The following is a 15,119-nucleotide window of genomic DNA, read 5'->3' on the forward strand; positions in this document are numbered from 1 at the left end:
GTGCTCTCGGCCATCGAGGGGCTGAAGGTCGATGCGCCGGTGCTGACCCCGTTCGTGGTGCCGATCACGCTGGTGATCCTGGTCGCCCTGTTCGCCGTCCAGCACAAGGGTGTCGCGGTGATCGGCCGGGTGTTCGGCCCGGTGATGCTGCTCTGGTTCGTGGTCCTGGTCCTGCTGGCAATCCCGAGCATCCTGCGCGCCCCGGAGATCCTGGGGGCGGCCAATCCCTGGCGGGCCGTGGACTTCCTCGCCCATGCGGGCTGGCATGTGAGCTTTATGATGCTCGGCGCGGCCTTCCTGGCGGTGACCGGCGGCGAGGCGATGTATGCCGATCTCGGCCATTTCGGCGCCCCGGCGATCCGCGCGGCCTGGTTCGGGCTCGTCCTGCCGGCGCTGCTGATCCATTATTGCGGGCAGGGCGCCCTGCTGATGGCCGATCCGAGCGCCATCGAGAACCCGTTCTACCTGCTGGCCCCCGAATGGGCGCATTATCCGCTAGTCGCCCTGGCGACGATGGCCACGGTGATCGCCTCGCAGGCGGTGATCTCGGGCGTGTATTCGCTCACCCAGCAATCGATCCAGCTCGGCTTCATGCCGACGATGCGGGTGGTCCACACCGATCAGGACGAGCGCGGCCAGATCTACGTGCCGGCGGTGAATTGGCTGCTCGCTGCGGGGACGCTGACCGCCGTCGTGGTGTTCGAATCCTCCGACGCGCTCGCCGGGGCCTACGGGATCGCGGTCTCGGCGCTGATGGGCATCACCACCCTGCTTGCCGCGCTGATCGCCCTGCGCTGGGGCTACAACCCGATCCTGGTCTTCGCGGTCAACGGCTTCTTCCTCGCCATCGACGCCCTGTTCTTCGCCGCCAACAGCGTGAAGCTATTCGAGGGCGGCTGGTTTCCGCTGGTGCTCGCCGCCGCGGTCGCCTTCCTGATGCTGACCTGGATGAAGGGCAACCACGTCCTGGAGGCGGTGCGCGAGACCATGCGCCAGCCGGAGGCGACGTTCCTGGCCCGCCTCGCGTCTCACCCGCCCGTCACCTTGCCGGGCACCGCGGCCTTCCTCACCGCCGCCACCGAAGGCATCCCGATGGCCCTGGGCCGGCTGGTCGAGCGCAGCCGCTGCCTGCACGAGCGCATCCTGCTGATCACCGTGATCTACGAGGAGGCCCCGGTGATCCCCGCCGAGGAGCGGGCGCAGGTGACCCTGGTCGCCCAGGGCATCCGCAAGGCGATCTCGAAATACACCCCCGGCATGGAGCGCGTCGTCCTGCGCTACGGCTTCATGCAGACGGCCTCGATCCCCGAGGGGCTGCAATGCGCGGTGAAGAGCGGCCTGCTGCCGCCGGAATACCTGGAGGATCTGACCTACTTCGTCGGCCACGAGGTGGTCATCCCGTCTGCCAGACCCGGCATGGCCCTGTGGCGCCAGGGCCTGTTCGCCTTCATGAAGCGGAATGCCGAGCGCACCGGCGCCCATTTCTGCCTGCCGACCCGGCAGATCGTCGAGGTCGGGACCGAGATCGAGATCTGATTTCTTCACACCCTGCCGATCCCCCGGACGCCTCATTGAAAACGGCTGGTCGCGCGGGCATATCCGCCCCGCATTTTCCCCTACGCGGAGGCATCACCCGTGAGCGAGACGATTGAGCGGCACGAGTTCGGGGCGGAGGTGGGTCGGCTCCTCGACCTCGTCGTGCACGCGCTCTATTCCGACCGCGAGATCTTCCTGCGCGAACTCGTCGCCAACGCCGCCGACGCCATGGATCGGCGCCGGTTCGAGGCCCTGACCTCGGCGGCGAGCGCCCTGCCGCCGGACGCCAAGGTCCGGATCGTGCCCGACAAGGAGGCGCGCACCCTGACCATCTCGGATGCCGGCATCGGCATGACCAAGGAGGATCTGGCGGCCAATCTCGGCACCATCGCCCGTTCCGGCACCCGGGCCTTCTCCCAGACCCTGGACGCGGCCAAGGCCGAGGACCGCCCGAGCCTGATCGGCCAGTTCGGCGTCGGCTTCTACTCGGCCTTCATGGTCGCCGACCGGGTCACGGTCACGTCGCGCCGGGCCGGCAGCGACGAGGCCTGGACCTGGGCGTCCGAAGGCCAGGGCAGCTACACGCTGGAGCCCGCCACCCGGGCCGAGCCCGGCACCGACATCGTGCTCCACCTCAAGGAGGATGCGGACGAGTACCTCGAACCCTACCGCCTCGATCACCTCGTACGGAAATGGGCCGACTTCATCACCGTCCCGATCGCCATCGTCCGCGACGGCAAGGACGAATCGGCCAACCAGGGCACCGCCCTCTGGCGCAAGCCGAAATCCGAGGTGACCGAGGAGCAGTACGAGGCGTTCTACCACGCCATCGGCATGAACTTCGACAAGCCCTGGGCGACGCTGCACTGGCGCGCCGAAGGCCAGCTCGAATTCTCCGCTTTGCTGTTCGTGCCCGGCGCGAAGCCGTTCCAGGCGCTGGAGAACGACCGGCAGAGCAAGGTCCGCCTGCATGTCCGCCGGATGTTCATCACCGACGAGGCCGAGCTGCTGCCGCCGTGGCTGCGCTTCGTCCAGGGCGTCGTGGACACCGAGGACCTGCCGCTCAACGTCTCTCGCGAGATGCTGCAATCGACGCCGGCCCTCGCCCGGATCCGCCGCGCGGTGACCGGCCGCGTCGTCTCCGAGCTGACCACCCGCGCCAAGGATGCCGAGAGCTACCAGACCTTCTGGGAAAACTTCGGCGCGGTGCTCAAGGAGGGCATCTACGAGGATTTCGAGCGCCGCGGCGAGATCGCGCCCCTGCTGCGCTTCCGGTCCTCCGCCGTGGAGGGCTGGACCTCGCTGCCGGACTACGTGTCCCGCATGAAGGATGGCCAGGACGCGATCTACTACCTCGTCGCCGACGATGCCGAGGCGCTGAAATCGTCCCCTCAGCTCGAGGGCTTCAAGGCCAGGGGCCTCGAGGTGCTGCTGCTCTCCGACCATGTCGACGCCTTCTGGCCCGACCAGCTCGGCAGCTTCGAGGACAAGCCGCTCAAGTCGATCACCAAGGGCGGCCTCGACCTGTCGAAATTCGCGATCGCGGGCGAGCAGCCGGAGGCGCCGGAAGGCATCGACGCGTTCGTGGCCGCCGTGAAGACGGCTCTGGGCGCCGAGGTCTCGGACGTCCGGACCACCGACCGGCTGGTCGACTCGGCCGTGGTGCTCTCGGCCGGCAGCGCCGGCCCCGACCTGCAGATGCAGCGGCTGATGCGCCGCGCGGGCCGCGGCGCCGCCGCGCAGCCGGTGCTGGAGATCAACCCCCGCCACCCGTTGATCCGGGCGCTCGCCGCCGCGCCCGAATCGGACATCACCAAGGAGGCCGGCACGCTGCTCGACCTCGCCCGCATCCAGGACGGTGACAGCCCGCGCGATCCGGCGGGGTTCGCCCGCACGATCGCGGCGGCCCTGGCGGCGGCCCGCGGCGCCTGACGCTGAGCGATTCGCTCCGTGGGATCGCGGCCGGGCCCGATGCGCTCGGGCCCGGCTGCGCTCGCGAAAACGGGGAGGCGCTTCGCACAGCGGACCTCTTCGCAGCCACGTTGCTGCAACAGGCGGATGTGTGCTCACACACATCCGCGACGAAAGTTTCCGAGTTCGGTTGATCATTCCGAAACAGGCGAGCCATAACTTCGCCACCGGTCGGGGCCATCCCCCGATCGGAGGCGCGGGCGCGGTGGGGGCCGCAGGCGTCTGAGCCGATCCCTCTCGTGCGCGCGGCCTGCGCGCCTCACGGACGCTGCATGAACCCGGTCGAGGCTTCAGCCGGCAACGGACAGGCGGTCGCGGCGGCGCGCACGCGGGCTCATGCCCGGGCGTACCGCCACAGCGGTCGTGTGCGGACGATGCGCCGCCTCATCCCGGTCGCGGCCGGCGGCTCGGTCGCGCTGCTGCTCGCCTATCTGTTCAATCCCTTCGCGACGAACCTGCCGGGCGTCTCTCTTGGCCCGGTGACAGTGGCCGGCTCCAAGGTCCGCATGGAGAGCCCGCGGCTCGCGGGCTTCCGCCAGGGCAACCGCGGCTACGAGGTGACGGCCGATGCCGCCCTCCAAGACGTCCGCAAGCCGAGCCTGATCGAGCTGGAGCGGATGCGCGGGCATCTCGCCACCGACGACCAGGGCGGCATGGCCCGGCTCTCGGCCGCGTCCGGCCTGTTCGACACCGCCCGCGAGGCGCTCGACCTGAAGGACGACATCCGGATCTGGACCGACAGGGGCGAGGAGGCGCGCCTGCGCTCGGCCGCGGTGGCGTTCAAGACCGGATCGGTGAGTTCCCAGGAACCGGTCACCGTCTCGACCCCGCGCGCCACCGTGAATGCCAACGCCCTCGACGTGGTCGAGAACGGCAAGCGGATCTCCTTCGTCGGGAACGTGCATGTCGTGATCGTCAACGACGACCCGGCCGACAAGGCGCCCCCGCGCATCCTGACCTCGAACGCCGAGCCGGCGGAAGGCAGCCGATGAGCGCGCGCGCAACGCTCTGTGCGGCCCTGGCCGTGGGCCTGGCATTCGCTGGCCCGGCCCTCGCCGAGAAGCCGGCGAAGAAGGATTCGCCCTTCGGCAATATCGGCGGCGGCGGCAAGGACCCGATCAAGATCGATGCCGACCGGCTCGACGTGTTCGACCGGGAGAACCGGGCGGTGTTCGTCGGCAACGTCGTGGCCGTGCAGGGTGAGAGCACGATCCGCTGCTCGACCATGACCGTCTACTACAAGCGCGGCAAGGACAGCGCGGCCAAGGATGCCGCGAGCAAAAATGCGTCCGCGGATGCGGGTGCCGAGGCACCGGCGCCGAAGAACCCGGCCGAGAACGGGATCCAGAAGGTCGATTGCGCCGGCCCGGTCACGGTGGTCCAGAAGGACCAGGTCGCCACCGGCGATCACGCGGTGTTCGACCAGGATGCCAAGCGCATCGTGCTCACCGGCAACGTCGTGCTGAGCCAGTGCCAGAACGTCACCCGCGGCCAGCGTCTGGTCTACGATATGGGCACCGGGCGGGCGAACATGGACCCGGTGGCCGGCGGGCGCGTCTCCGCCCTGTTCGTGCCCGGCGAGAAGGCCGACGCCAAGGATGGCAAGCCGAAGGGCTGCGCGCAGCCGCCGGTCAAGCCGCGGGCCCAGGTCAATTGAGCGGCGCGGTCGCGTTCCGGGCGGAGCCGCAGGATTCGGCGGCCCGCCCGACATGGCTCGGCCGCCTGTTCGGCCGGCGCGCCGATCCGCCCGTCGCGGATGCCGACGAGATCGCTGCGGCGGAAGAGGGCGGGCCCGGCATCCTGAGCGTGCGCGGCCTGCGCAAGAGCTACGGCGCCCGCACCGTAGTGCACGAGGCGGGGCTCACGGTCCGCACCGGCGAGGCGGTGGGGCTGCTCGGCCCCAACGGTGCCGGCAAGACCACGATCTTCTACATGATCACCGGCCTGGTGGCGGCCGACCGCGGCCACATCACCCTGGACGGCCTGCCGATCACCCATCTGCCGATGTACCAGCGGGCACGGCTCGGGATCGGCTACCTGCCGCAGGAAGCCTCGATCTTCCGGGGGCTCACCGTCGAGGACAATATCCGCGCCGTACTCGAAGTGGTCGAGCCGGATCGCAAGGAGCGGGCGCGCAAGCTCGATGCGCTGCTCGAAGAGTTCGACATCGCGCGCCTGCGCAAGTCGCCCTCGATCGCGCTGTCGGGCGGTGAGCGGCGGCGCTGCGAGATCGCCCGGGCGCTCGCCTCCTCGCCGACCTTCATGCTGCTCGACGAGCCCTTCGCCGGCATCGACCCGATCGCGGTGGGCGACATCCAGGATCTGGTGAAGCACCTCAAGCAGCGCGGCATCGGCGTGCTGATCACCGATCACAACGTGCGCGAGACGCTGGGCCTGATCGACCGCGCCTACATCGCCCATTCCGGCCGCATCCTGACCGAGGGCACGCCGGAGGAGATCGTGGCGAACCCCGATGCCCGCCGCCTGTATCTCGGCGAGGATTTCAGGCTCTGATGGGTGTCGGCGCTGCGGGTCGGTGCCGTCTCAGGGATAGGAATATCCCGGTCGCCGTCAGCACGCATCCGCCCGTCAGCAGGAGGACGGCCTCCCAGCCGAAGCTCGTCAGGATCGTTGCCAGGATCGGCGGAGCAGCAGCCGTCACGAGGTTGAGCGGGAGCGCGATGCGCGAGGCGGCGCGCGCATAGGCGCCCCTGTCGTAGAACGCCAAAGGCAGGGTTGCGCGCACGACCGCGAGGACGCCGCTGCCGAGGCCGTAGAGCAGGATGAAGACCATAGCCGCGCCCGGTGTCCCGCCGCTCGCGGCCAGCAGGATCAGCGCCGTCACCACGAGGATCCCGGCGAACAGGCCGCTGGTCAGCCCGTCCCACCGGCCACCGCCCAGGAAGTCGATCCCGCGCGCGCCGACTTGAACGACGCCGAGCATCGCGCCGTAGCCGACCGCGTCCGGCCGGCTCACCCCCTCGGCGACCAGCAGCTCGATCAGTATGGCGCTGAGGCCGAACGTGACGAAGGCGTTGAGGGTGATCCCGCAGGCGATCAACCAGAACGTGCTTGACCGCGGCGGAGCAATCGCATCCGACCCTGGCTCGACCCCGGCGGCGGGTGGCGCGCGCGGCGACAGACCCCGCCCGTACAGAGGCAGGCAGAGGAACCACATCGCTCCGGCGTAGATGAGACAGGTGCCCCGCCAGCCGCCGAGACCCGTCAGGAAGGCCGTAGTCGGCCAGAACAGGCTGCTCGACAGGCCGGTGACCAGCATCAGAGCCGCGATGGCTCGCCGGGCGCCGGACCCGGCAATCTCGTTGAGCAGGATGCTGGCCGCGTTGGTCAGCGTCGCGCTGCCGGCCACGCCAAGGAGGATCCAGGCCGCGAAATACGAGATGGGGCCGCTTGCCAGGGCCAGTCCAACGAACCCCGGTCCTGCCAACGCGCTGCCGGCAATCATCACGCTCCGCGCGCCGTATCGGACGAAGGCGCGTTCGAGGATCGGCGCCAACAGGCCCATGGTCGCGTACAGGATCGAATTGCCGGCGAAAACGGCGGGCAGGTCCATCCCGAGATCGGCCGCGACCAGGGGAGCAACAACGGCTGTGAGGCCGACGCTGCCCCACCCGATGATCTGCGCAACCGCGAGGACGATCAGGACGCGGAGGCTCGGGCGGGCGGGACGCAGGGACGCTGGCGACATTTGGAGCGTGAATTTGCTGCCGTCAGGATACCGTCGATCCGGCTGGTGACAGACAGATGTCGGGCGACCATCGCACGGCACCGGGTCGCACCGTCGTATCCGTGAAGCTCAGCCGCGATCGCGAGCGGAGCGCGTCAAGGCAACGCGAGACGACAACGCGTGGCGCCGCTGGATTGCTTCGCCCGCAATGACGCGAACCCGAAAAGCCCGACGCCCGTGGCCTCACCCCTTCCAGTTCTTCAGCGCCGCGAACGGGCTGTCCGCCTCCGGCGGCTTGTCCGGGTTCAGCACCGGCTCGACCTGGGCGATCGCGTCCGTCATCGAGAAGGCCGAGCCGCTCTGGAGCCGGCCGCCGGCGGCATCGCGGTGGCCGCCGCCGCGGAACAGGCGGGCGCCGTCGAGCGCCGTGCCGTCGTTGGAGCGGAACGACAGCGTGCCCATCCGCTGCACGTTGACGACGCGCTTGGCCCGGCCCGCATCCATGATCAGGTCGGAGACCCGCTGGAACGTGCCCGAATCGAGGGCGAAGGAGAGGAGTGTGCCGTCCTTGAGGGGGCGGAACAGGGCGTCCGAGCGGGCGAGCGCCCGGGCGAGCCGCATGCGCGTGGTCAGCGCCCGGTCGTCGTCCGGCGCGTCGCGCAGGAGGGTCTCGACCACGTCGGACCGGATCGCGAGGGCGCGCCGCTCCAGATCGGCCGGGGTCGCACCCTCGCGCAACGACACGGCGGCCGCCCGCAGCAGGCCGGACATGAAGGTCTCGTGCCAGGGATGGCCGACGGGCACGAAGCTCGACACGCTCTCCCAGAACAGCTCGTCGAGCGCCAGGCCCCCCGGGAAGGCGGGGCTGTCCTTGCGCCAGAGGTCAACCGCGTCGATCGCCGCCAGCAGGGCGGTGAGGTCGGTGTCGGGCTCGTGGGTAGCGAACAGGGCCCGGTGATCGAAGGCCATCCGGGTGGCGCAGACATTCTCGTCGATCAGCAGGGTGCAATCCGGATCGCCGAGGTCGATTCGGCTCAGGCCCGGCCGCTCGGGATCGGCCACGGGCTCCAGGCCTTGGCGGCGCAGCTGGTCCAGCGAGGAGGCGTGGTGGTCGAGGACCACGAGCCGGTGCTTCCGGCCGTCCTCACGGCGGCGGTTCATGGCGGCGAACTTCTTCAGGCCCGCGATGGTCTGCTCCTCGAGGCCGAGATCGGTCATGAGCAGGATCTCGCTCTCGCCCGCCCGGGCCAGGCGCTTGGTCTCGTCCTCGAAGACGGGGCCGACATCGCTGTAGCGCGGCACGTGGACGACGCGCTCGACCGCCGCGCAGGCGGAGGCGACCGTGGCGGCGCCGTAGCCGTCGAGGTCGTGGTGGGTGATCTGGATCAGGCGCACGCGGGACGGTCTCGGTCGGTGACGGGTCCGGGCGGTCTACGACGCCCGGCGCCGCGACGCGAGGGGGCCACCTGTTAGCCGGCAGCTTCCCCTGGCCGGCATTCGGTGCAGAATATCGGCGGGACGCCGTGAGTCGCTGACGCGCGATCGGGCCCGAAGCACCGTGAAGAGTGCGCGTCAGCCCAGGGGGGAAACAGTGGCTCCAGTCGCAACGCCGCGCGTGAAGCGCATCCAGACGATCTCGCTCACCCTTCTGGTGACGGCCGGGGTGGTCAATTACGTCGATCGCGCCACCCTGGCGGTGGCCAATCCGCTGATCCGGCAGGATCTCGGCCTGTCGATTTCCGACATGGGCCTGCTGCTGTCGGCCTTCCTGTGGGCCTACGCCTTCGCGCAGCTGCCGGCCGGCGCCCTGTCCGACCGGCTGGGCCCGCGCCTGACCCTGACCCTCGGCTTGGGCTGCTGGTCGCTCGGCCAGATGCTCGGCGGTGTGGTGACCTCGTTCTGGCAGTTCGTGGGTGCGCGGATCGTGCTCGGCGTCGGCGAGGCCCCGCATTTTCCGACCTGCGCCCGGGTCTCGCGCGACTGGTTCAACATCCGTCAGCGCGGCACCGCCACCGGGATCTGGAACTGCGCGTCCTCGCTCGGCACCTTCCTGGCCCTGCCGCTGCTGACCTTCCTGATGGTGACGTTCGGCTGGCGGTCCATGTTCGTCATCATGGGCGCCGCCGGTCTGGTGCTGGCCGGCATCGTCTACCTGGTGTTCCGCAATCCCCCCGAGGTGGACCTGACCCCGGCCGAGCGCGCCTTCCTGGAGGAGGGCGACGCCCCCAACACCGACCGGCGCGTCACCTGGCACGCGTGGCAGCGGCTGTTCCACTACCGGACCAGCTGGGGGATGATCATGGGCTATTTCGGCTGCATCTACATGACCTGGCTCTACACGGCCTGGCTGCCGAGCTATCTCGAGATCGAGCGGCACTTCACCCTGCAGAAGACCGGCATCATCGGGGCGATCCCGTTCGCGTTCGGGGTGCTGGGCGGCATCCTCGGCGGGCGGATCGTCGACATCCTGGTCCGCCGCGGGGTCGACCCGATCCGGAGCCGCAAGATCCCGATGGTCGTGGGCCTGCTGGCGACGGCGGTCTGCACCGTGGTGGCCGCGCTGACGCCGAGCGACACGCTGGCGATCGCGTGCATCTCGGCCTCGCTGTTCCTGGTCTATGTGAGCTCGTCGGCGGCCTGGGCGATGGCCTCCGTGGCGGCCCCGGCCAACTGCACCGCCTCGCTCGGCTCCATGCAGAATTTCGGCGGCTATATCGGCGGTGCCCTGGCGCCGATGATCACCGGCTTCATCGTCGGCGGGACGGGCCAGTTCTCGCTCGCCTTCATCACCGGCGCGGCGATCGCCGTGGTGGCGGCGATCGGATACTGGGTGCTGATCCAGGACCCGATCGCCGCCGAGACCCCGGCCGAGGCCTTCGCCGCCGGCCTCACCCCCGCCGAATAGGCGGCGGTCAGCCGCGCATATGCGGCACCGGCGCGTGGAGATCACGCGCCGGGCTGCGGGCCTGGAAATGCCGGCGCATCAGGTCGACGAAAGTCGCGGCCGGGCCGTCCCAATCGTGGCGGGCGGCGTGCGCCCGGGCGGCGCCGGCGTCGAAGGGCAGGCGGCCGTCGATCGCGGCGCCCATCAAGTCGGCCAGCCGCTCGACCCGGTCGGGGGCGTCCGGGTTGAAGTAGCTCGCCGCGCTGCCCCCCGCCTCCGGGATCGCCGTCAGGCTCGACGCGATCACCGGCGTGCCCCGGGCGAGACTGTCGAGCACCGGGATGCCCCAGCCCTCGCCGCGGCTCGGGAAGACCAGGGCGGCGGCCCGGGTGTAGAGGTCCGACAGGCCGTTATCGTCGATGCCGGCGATGTGCACCGCGTCCGGGGTCCGGGTCAGCCGGTCGAGGGTCTCGGGCCGCTCGCCGTCGCCCTTGCCCACGACGATCAGCCGGGCCGCTCCCTCGGGCAGCCGCGCGAAGGCGTCGAGCACGAGGCCGAGATTCTTGCGCGGCTCCAGGCGGCCGACCATCAGCAGGTAGGGGCGCCCGTCCGCGAGCGGACTCCGCTCGGCGGAAGCCCGGGGCGGTGTCGAGCCGCAGCGCACCTCGGCGATCCGCTCGCGCTCGATGCCGTAGACCTTCGCGATGGAATCGCGGCTGTAGTCGGAGATGGTCAGGACCAGCTTGGCCCGCTTGGCCGAGAGCCGGGTCAGCACGCGGTTGCGCCAGCGCATCCGCCAGGAGAAGAATTCCGGGTGGGTCTCGAACAGGATGTCGTGGACCACCACCACCTGCCGGCTCCCCGGGACCAGCGGCGGGGCGATGTAGGTGGTCAGCAGGGTGTCGAGGCGGTCGCGGAACACCAGCCACGGCCAGATCGCGAGCAGGCGCAGGCTCGCCGGCACCCGCGGCAGCCGCTTGTGCTCGATATTGGCGCCCGAGACGATGCGGGCGCAGGCCTCCGGGTCGTGGGAATAGACCAGATAGGTCGCGTCCGGGTGGCGGGCGGCGGCCCGCCCGATGATGTTGACGAGCCAGGTGCGGCTGCCCTGGGGCTTGCCGGTGAGCACATGCGCGTCGATGCCGATGCGTAGCATGTTACGGGCTCCTGTAGGCGCCGAAGGTCGGGGCTTCGCCGGCCGCGTAGGCGCGTCCGGCGAGGTCGCGCGTCGCGCCGAGCGGGATGCCGGCGCGGGCGGGGGGCGTGGTCAGCGCGAGGCCGTCCGCGAGCGGCTTCGTCGGGTCGCGGAAGGCGGGGGTGCCGACGAGGTCGGGGGCCTGGCCGTTCAGCGGCAGGGTCGCGCCGTCGCTGGTGGTCGTGGCGGCCCAGCGATAGAGCGGGGCGCCGACGCCGCTGCCGATGAAGTTCGGCCCGATCGCGTTGTTGTTGTCGGCGGTGGTCGCCTCGACCGCGATGGCCGCGATGCCGGGCCGGGTCGCGAAGGCGATGTTGTTGAGCACCCGGTTGCCCGCGGTGCGGTCGACCTGCTTGGTATAGTCGGAGGCCAGCACGATCTCGCCGCGATAGACGTGCTTGCCGCCGGAATCGCGCATGTTGCCGGTGACGGTGTTGTTCACCACCAGGTTCGAGCCGGCATCGAACAGGTTGATGCCGGCGCCGTCATTGTCGGCCGCCACGTTGAACGCGACGGTGTTGCCGTCGCACCATTGGTCGATCTGGATGCCGTTGCCGTCCTGGCCGGTGGTTTCCTTCTGGCCGGTGACGATGTTGTACCGGATGGTGTTGCGGTCGCCCGCGTCCTGGGCGGCATCCTTGGCGTAGACGTGGATGCCCGAGGTGCCCGACATTCCGACCCCGTTGCCCGAGACCCGGTTGCCCTCGACCACGTAGCCGGAGCCGTTGATCTCCATCCCGTGGATGCCGTTGCCGGTCACGGTATTGGCCAGGATGAAGCTCGGATCCTCCGGCGGCACGTTGATCACGTCGACGGCGACGCCGTGGGTCTTGTTGTCGGCCAGCGTGTTGCCGGTGATGCGGTGACCCGCTCCCGCGCCGTCGCCGATCCAGATGCCGAGGCCGGATTTCGACACGGTCGAATCCGCAACCGTGACGTGGTGCGAGCCGCGGCGGATGATGAAGCCGGAATTGACCGCGCCTCGCACGGTCAGGCCGGTCACCGTGACGTAGGCGGCATTCTCGAACACCACCGAGTTCGACAGGACGGGCTTGGTCCCGGCCACCGCCGCCACCGTGACCGGCGCCTCGGCGCTGCCGCGGGCGCCGATCACCGCCACGTCGCCGTAGCTGCCGCCGCGGACCAGCACGCTGGAGCCGGGTGCGAGGCTCGCGAACGGGACATCGGCGAGCCGGGCCACCGTGCGGTAGCCGTCCATCGTGCCCCCCGCCGGGTCGACCAGGATGTTCTGCTGCGACTGGGCATCGGCCGCGCCGCAGGCGGCGAGCGCCGGCAGCAGCAGAGCCGCGAAGAGTCCTCGAATGTGCATCCGCGGCCGCCTCACGCCGCCAGCGCCCGGGCGATGGCGAGCCGTTTCTGGCGCTGGAACAGCCGGCGCCAGATCGTGCGGCCGGCCTCCGGGCTGATCCGGGTCAAAGCCCGCGCCGCCATCTGCCAGCCGGGCAGAAGGGCGGTCGGCATCGCCAGATCGGCGACCCGATGGCGCGGCGAGGCGGCGAGCGGCGGCGGGCCGACGAGGCCCAGCCGGGTGAGGTCGGCGACCAGGTCCGGACGCTTGCGGTACCACAGCACCAGGGCCGCGCCCTCGCGCTCGGCGATGCGCAGATAGGCCGCCTCGTCGAGGAGGTGATGGTGATAGGCCAAGGCTTCCGGGGCGTAGAACAGGTGCATGCCGCGCCGGGCGAGACGCTCGCCGAGCTCGATATCCTCGTGCCAGGTCAGCCGCGGGTCGAAGCCGCCGGCCTCGTCGAGCAGGCGCCGGTCGACGCTGACGTTGCAGGTCAGGAAGGCGTCCCAGCCGACCTCCACGCGCCCCGCGAGGGCGTCGTAGGACGCGTCGTGGTGCAGGGCCGAGAACGGCGAGAACGGCAGGGCCGGGTCGATGGTCATGCGCCCGAGGATCGCGGTCTCGCGCCCGCCCCGCTTGGCATGGGCGGCGCGATGCGCTGCCACGAGACCGGGGGACGGGATCGTGTCGTCGTTGACGATCAGCAGCCGCTCGCCCCTCGCGACCCCGATGGCATGGTTGCGGGCGGCGTTGGCCCCCTGGTTCTCCTGGCGCAGATGCACCACCGGAACGCGGCCCGCCGCCACCGCCCGGCTGATCACCGTGCCGGTCGCATCCGTGGAGCCGTCGTCGCAGACCACGATCTCGAACGGGACGTCGGTCGTCTGCCGATCGAAGGCCCGCAGGCACAGGCGCAGCGTATCGGCGCGGTTGTAGGTCGGGATGATGACCGAGAGCACAGGGACGTCGCTCATGACGAAGCTTCCGGGATCGACAGGGCAAGGGGATCGGTGGGCGGATCGGCGGGGGCGCGCCGGCGCAGGCACAGCCAGGCGGCCACCGCGGCGGAGAGGCCCGCGGCGGCCGGCACCGTGAGCGGCGCGAGCGCCGCCGGGCCGGCGGCCCAGACGAGGGCCGTGACGAGGCCGGGCCCCAGCACGGTCGGTACGTCTGCCAGGGCCAGGGGCGGCCCCGCCTCCCGCCAGAAGGCGTGCGCGACCACCGCCAGCATCGCGACCTCGGCGAGGAGTGCGGCCCAGGCCGCGCCGAGCAACGGATCGAGGGGGATCAGCACCGCGCAGGCCGCCAGGTTCGTGGCGCAGGCCGCCGCGCTGCCGCGGACCGCGAAGCCGGTCCGGCCGAGCGGCACGAGCCCGGCGAACAGCACCGTGGCGGCGATCAGCAGGGCGCTCATGGCGGCCGCGATGCGCAGGACCGGCGCGGCGGCGGCGAAATCCGGTCCGAAGACGAAGCGGACCAGGGGCTCGGCGACGGCGCAGGCCGCCACCGTCCCGGCGATCGCTGTTGCGAGGATCAGGGTCAGCGCCGGGCGCACGCTGGCGCGGAGGCGGTCGGTGCCGGATCGCGGCCGGCCTGCCTCAAGCGGCCCGACCGCGCGTCCGAAGACCGGCACGAGCGGGGCGCACAGGGTGATCGCCACCGCGGCGCCGAGCTCGAAGAACCGGAAGCCGGCGGTGAACTGGCCGAGCTCGGCGGCCCCGGCCAGGGCCGCCAGCATGATCAGGCTGATGCGGCCGTTGAGCGAGCCGAGCGCGTTCGAGATGCCGACGCCCGCCGCGGCCCGAATGGTCGCCCAGCCATGCGCCACGGAGGCGGGGCGCACGGGTACGAGCCGGGCCGCCAGGACGAGGCCGACCGCGCCGTAGACGATACCGGAGGTCACCGCGACGACGCTCAGCGCTGCCTCGGGCCATTGCAACCAAAGCGCGAGTGCCGTGCCGCCGACCAGGGTCGTGGCGTTGGCCAGGGACGGCCAGACCGACCAGCCGGGCCGGCCGCAGACCTGGAACAGAGAATCGAGAAAGCGCGCGGCCGCCAGCGGCATCAGCACGGCCGCGAGCGCCAGGGCCGGCCGGATCTCAGCGGGCAGGAGCGGCAGGGCGCAGAACAGCAGCGCCCCGGTGGTGACACCGAGGAGCAGGCGCGCCGAGATCATGCGGCCGAACTCGACCGCGCGCATCTCCGGCGCCCCGGCCCCGAGGCGCGCGCCGAAGGTCAGCGTCGTGCCGAAATCGGCGGCGATGAGCGCCACCGCCAGCACCGCCAGGGCGAGCCCGTAGCGGCCGAGCGCCTCCGGCCCGACAGCGTGGCCGACCATCACGAAGGCGGCGAAGCCCGCGGCCAGATAGACGCCGCGCCCGGCGGCCTGCCCGAGCAGATTGGCGCCGTAGCGCAGGCCGCCGGTGCGACCCCGTCCACGCAATCGATTCACCAACCGGTACATCTCTCGGTGAAGCCCTGCTGAAATCCGCGACCTACGATTGCATCGTGGCAGGCTGCGTATGGCTTGCAACCG

General features: G+C 70.9%; 12 protein-coding genes. 6 read left to right on the top strand and 6 right to left on the bottom strand.

The window, feature by feature from the left end:
- The 5 genes from WYO_RS21105 to lptB form a co-directional block, all read left to right on the top strand.
- A partial coding sequence (locus WYO_RS21105) for a KUP/HAK/KT family potassium transporter (protein WP_007566275.1) occupies window positions 1-1,536 on the top strand: 1,536 nt, incomplete at its 5' end.
- Window positions 1,537-1,635: 99 nt separating this feature from the next.
- Entirely contained in the window at window positions 1,636-3,468 is a 1,833-nt protein-coding gene (htpG, locus tag WYO_RS21110) for a molecular chaperone HtpG (RefSeq protein ID WP_007566277.1), read from the top strand.
- A 311-nt stretch (window positions 3,469-3,779) separates the two neighbouring features.
- Window positions 3,780-4,499: an LPS export ABC transporter periplasmic protein LptC gene (gene lptC, locus WYO_RS21115; protein ID WP_007566278.1), complete on the top strand. Its 720-nt coding sequence runs from the start codon at window positions 3,780-3,782 to the stop codon at window positions 4,497-4,499.
- Complete coding sequence (locus WYO_RS21120; protein ID WP_007566280.1) at window positions 4,496-5,164, top strand: LptA/OstA family protein; 669 nt, start codon at window positions 4,496-4,498, stop codon at window positions 5,162-5,164. The genes lptC and WYO_RS21120 overlap by 4 nt, the downstream gene beginning before the upstream one ends.
- A 65-nt stretch (window positions 5,165-5,229) precedes the next feature.
- On the top strand, window positions 5,230-6,021 hold the full coding sequence (gene lptB, locus WYO_RS21125; RefSeq protein ID WP_230366717.1) for an LPS export ABC transporter ATP-binding protein: 792 nt from the start codon (window positions 5,230-5,232) through the stop codon (window positions 6,019-6,021).
- On the opposite strand, the gene WYO_RS21130 is transcribed toward lptB, so the two are convergent.
- Entirely contained in the window at window positions 6,011-7,216 is a 1,206-nt protein-coding gene (locus tag WYO_RS21130; RefSeq protein WP_007566285.1) for an MFS transporter, read from the bottom strand. The genes lptB and WYO_RS21130 overlap by 11 nt on opposite strands.
- Before the next feature lie 222 nt (window positions 7,217-7,438).
- On the bottom strand, window positions 7,439-8,590 hold the full coding sequence (locus WYO_RS21135) for a hypothetical protein (RefSeq protein ID WP_007566286.1): 1,152 nt from the start codon (window positions 8,588-8,590) through the stop codon (window positions 7,439-7,441).
- A 220-nt stretch (window positions 8,591-8,810) separates the two neighbouring features.
- Here WYO_RS21135 and WYO_RS21140 point away from each other — a divergent pair, with 220 nt between their 5' ends.
- A complete protein-coding gene (locus WYO_RS21140; RefSeq protein WP_244424252.1) occupies window positions 8,811-10,100 on the top strand; it encodes an MFS transporter in 1,290 nt (429 codons plus the stop codon).
- Window positions 10,101-10,107: 7 nt separating this feature from the next.
- Here WYO_RS21140 and WYO_RS21145 read toward each other — a convergent pair whose 3' ends face one another.
- From WYO_RS21145 to WYO_RS21160, 4 genes are read right to left on the bottom strand one after another with little or no spacing between them, the layout of a single operon-like run.
- Entirely contained in the window at window positions 10,108-11,235 is a 1,128-nt protein-coding gene (locus WYO_RS21145) for a glycosyltransferase family 1 protein (RefSeq protein ID WP_007566290.1), read from the bottom strand.
- Between the two features lies 1 nt (window position 11,236).
- Window positions 11,237-12,604: a right-handed parallel beta-helix repeat-containing protein gene (locus WYO_RS21150; protein WP_007566292.1), complete on the bottom strand. Its 1,368-nt coding sequence runs from the start codon at window positions 12,602-12,604 to the stop codon at window positions 11,237-11,239.
- An 11-nt stretch (window positions 12,605-12,615) separates the two neighbouring features.
- Window positions 12,616-13,557 carry a glycosyltransferase gene (locus tag WYO_RS21155; RefSeq protein ID WP_007566295.1) on the bottom strand — a complete coding sequence of 314 codons (942 nt, stop codon included), beginning with the start codon at window positions 13,555-13,557 and terminating at the stop codon, window positions 12,616-12,618.
- Window positions 13,554-15,035 carry an oligosaccharide flippase family protein gene (locus WYO_RS21160; protein ID WP_244424254.1) on the bottom strand — a complete coding sequence of 494 codons (1,482 nt, stop codon included), beginning with the start codon at window positions 15,033-15,035 and terminating at the stop codon, window positions 13,554-13,556. Before WYO_RS21160 ends, WYO_RS21155 begins: the two co-directional genes overlap by 4 nt.
- Between the last annotated feature and the right edge of the window lie 84 nt (window positions 15,036-15,119).

Source organism: Methylobacterium sp. GXF4, assembly GCF_000272495.1.
In the GTDB taxonomy this organism is placed as follows: domain Bacteria; phylum Pseudomonadota; class Alphaproteobacteria; order Rhizobiales; family Beijerinckiaceae; genus Methylobacterium; species Methylobacterium brachiatum.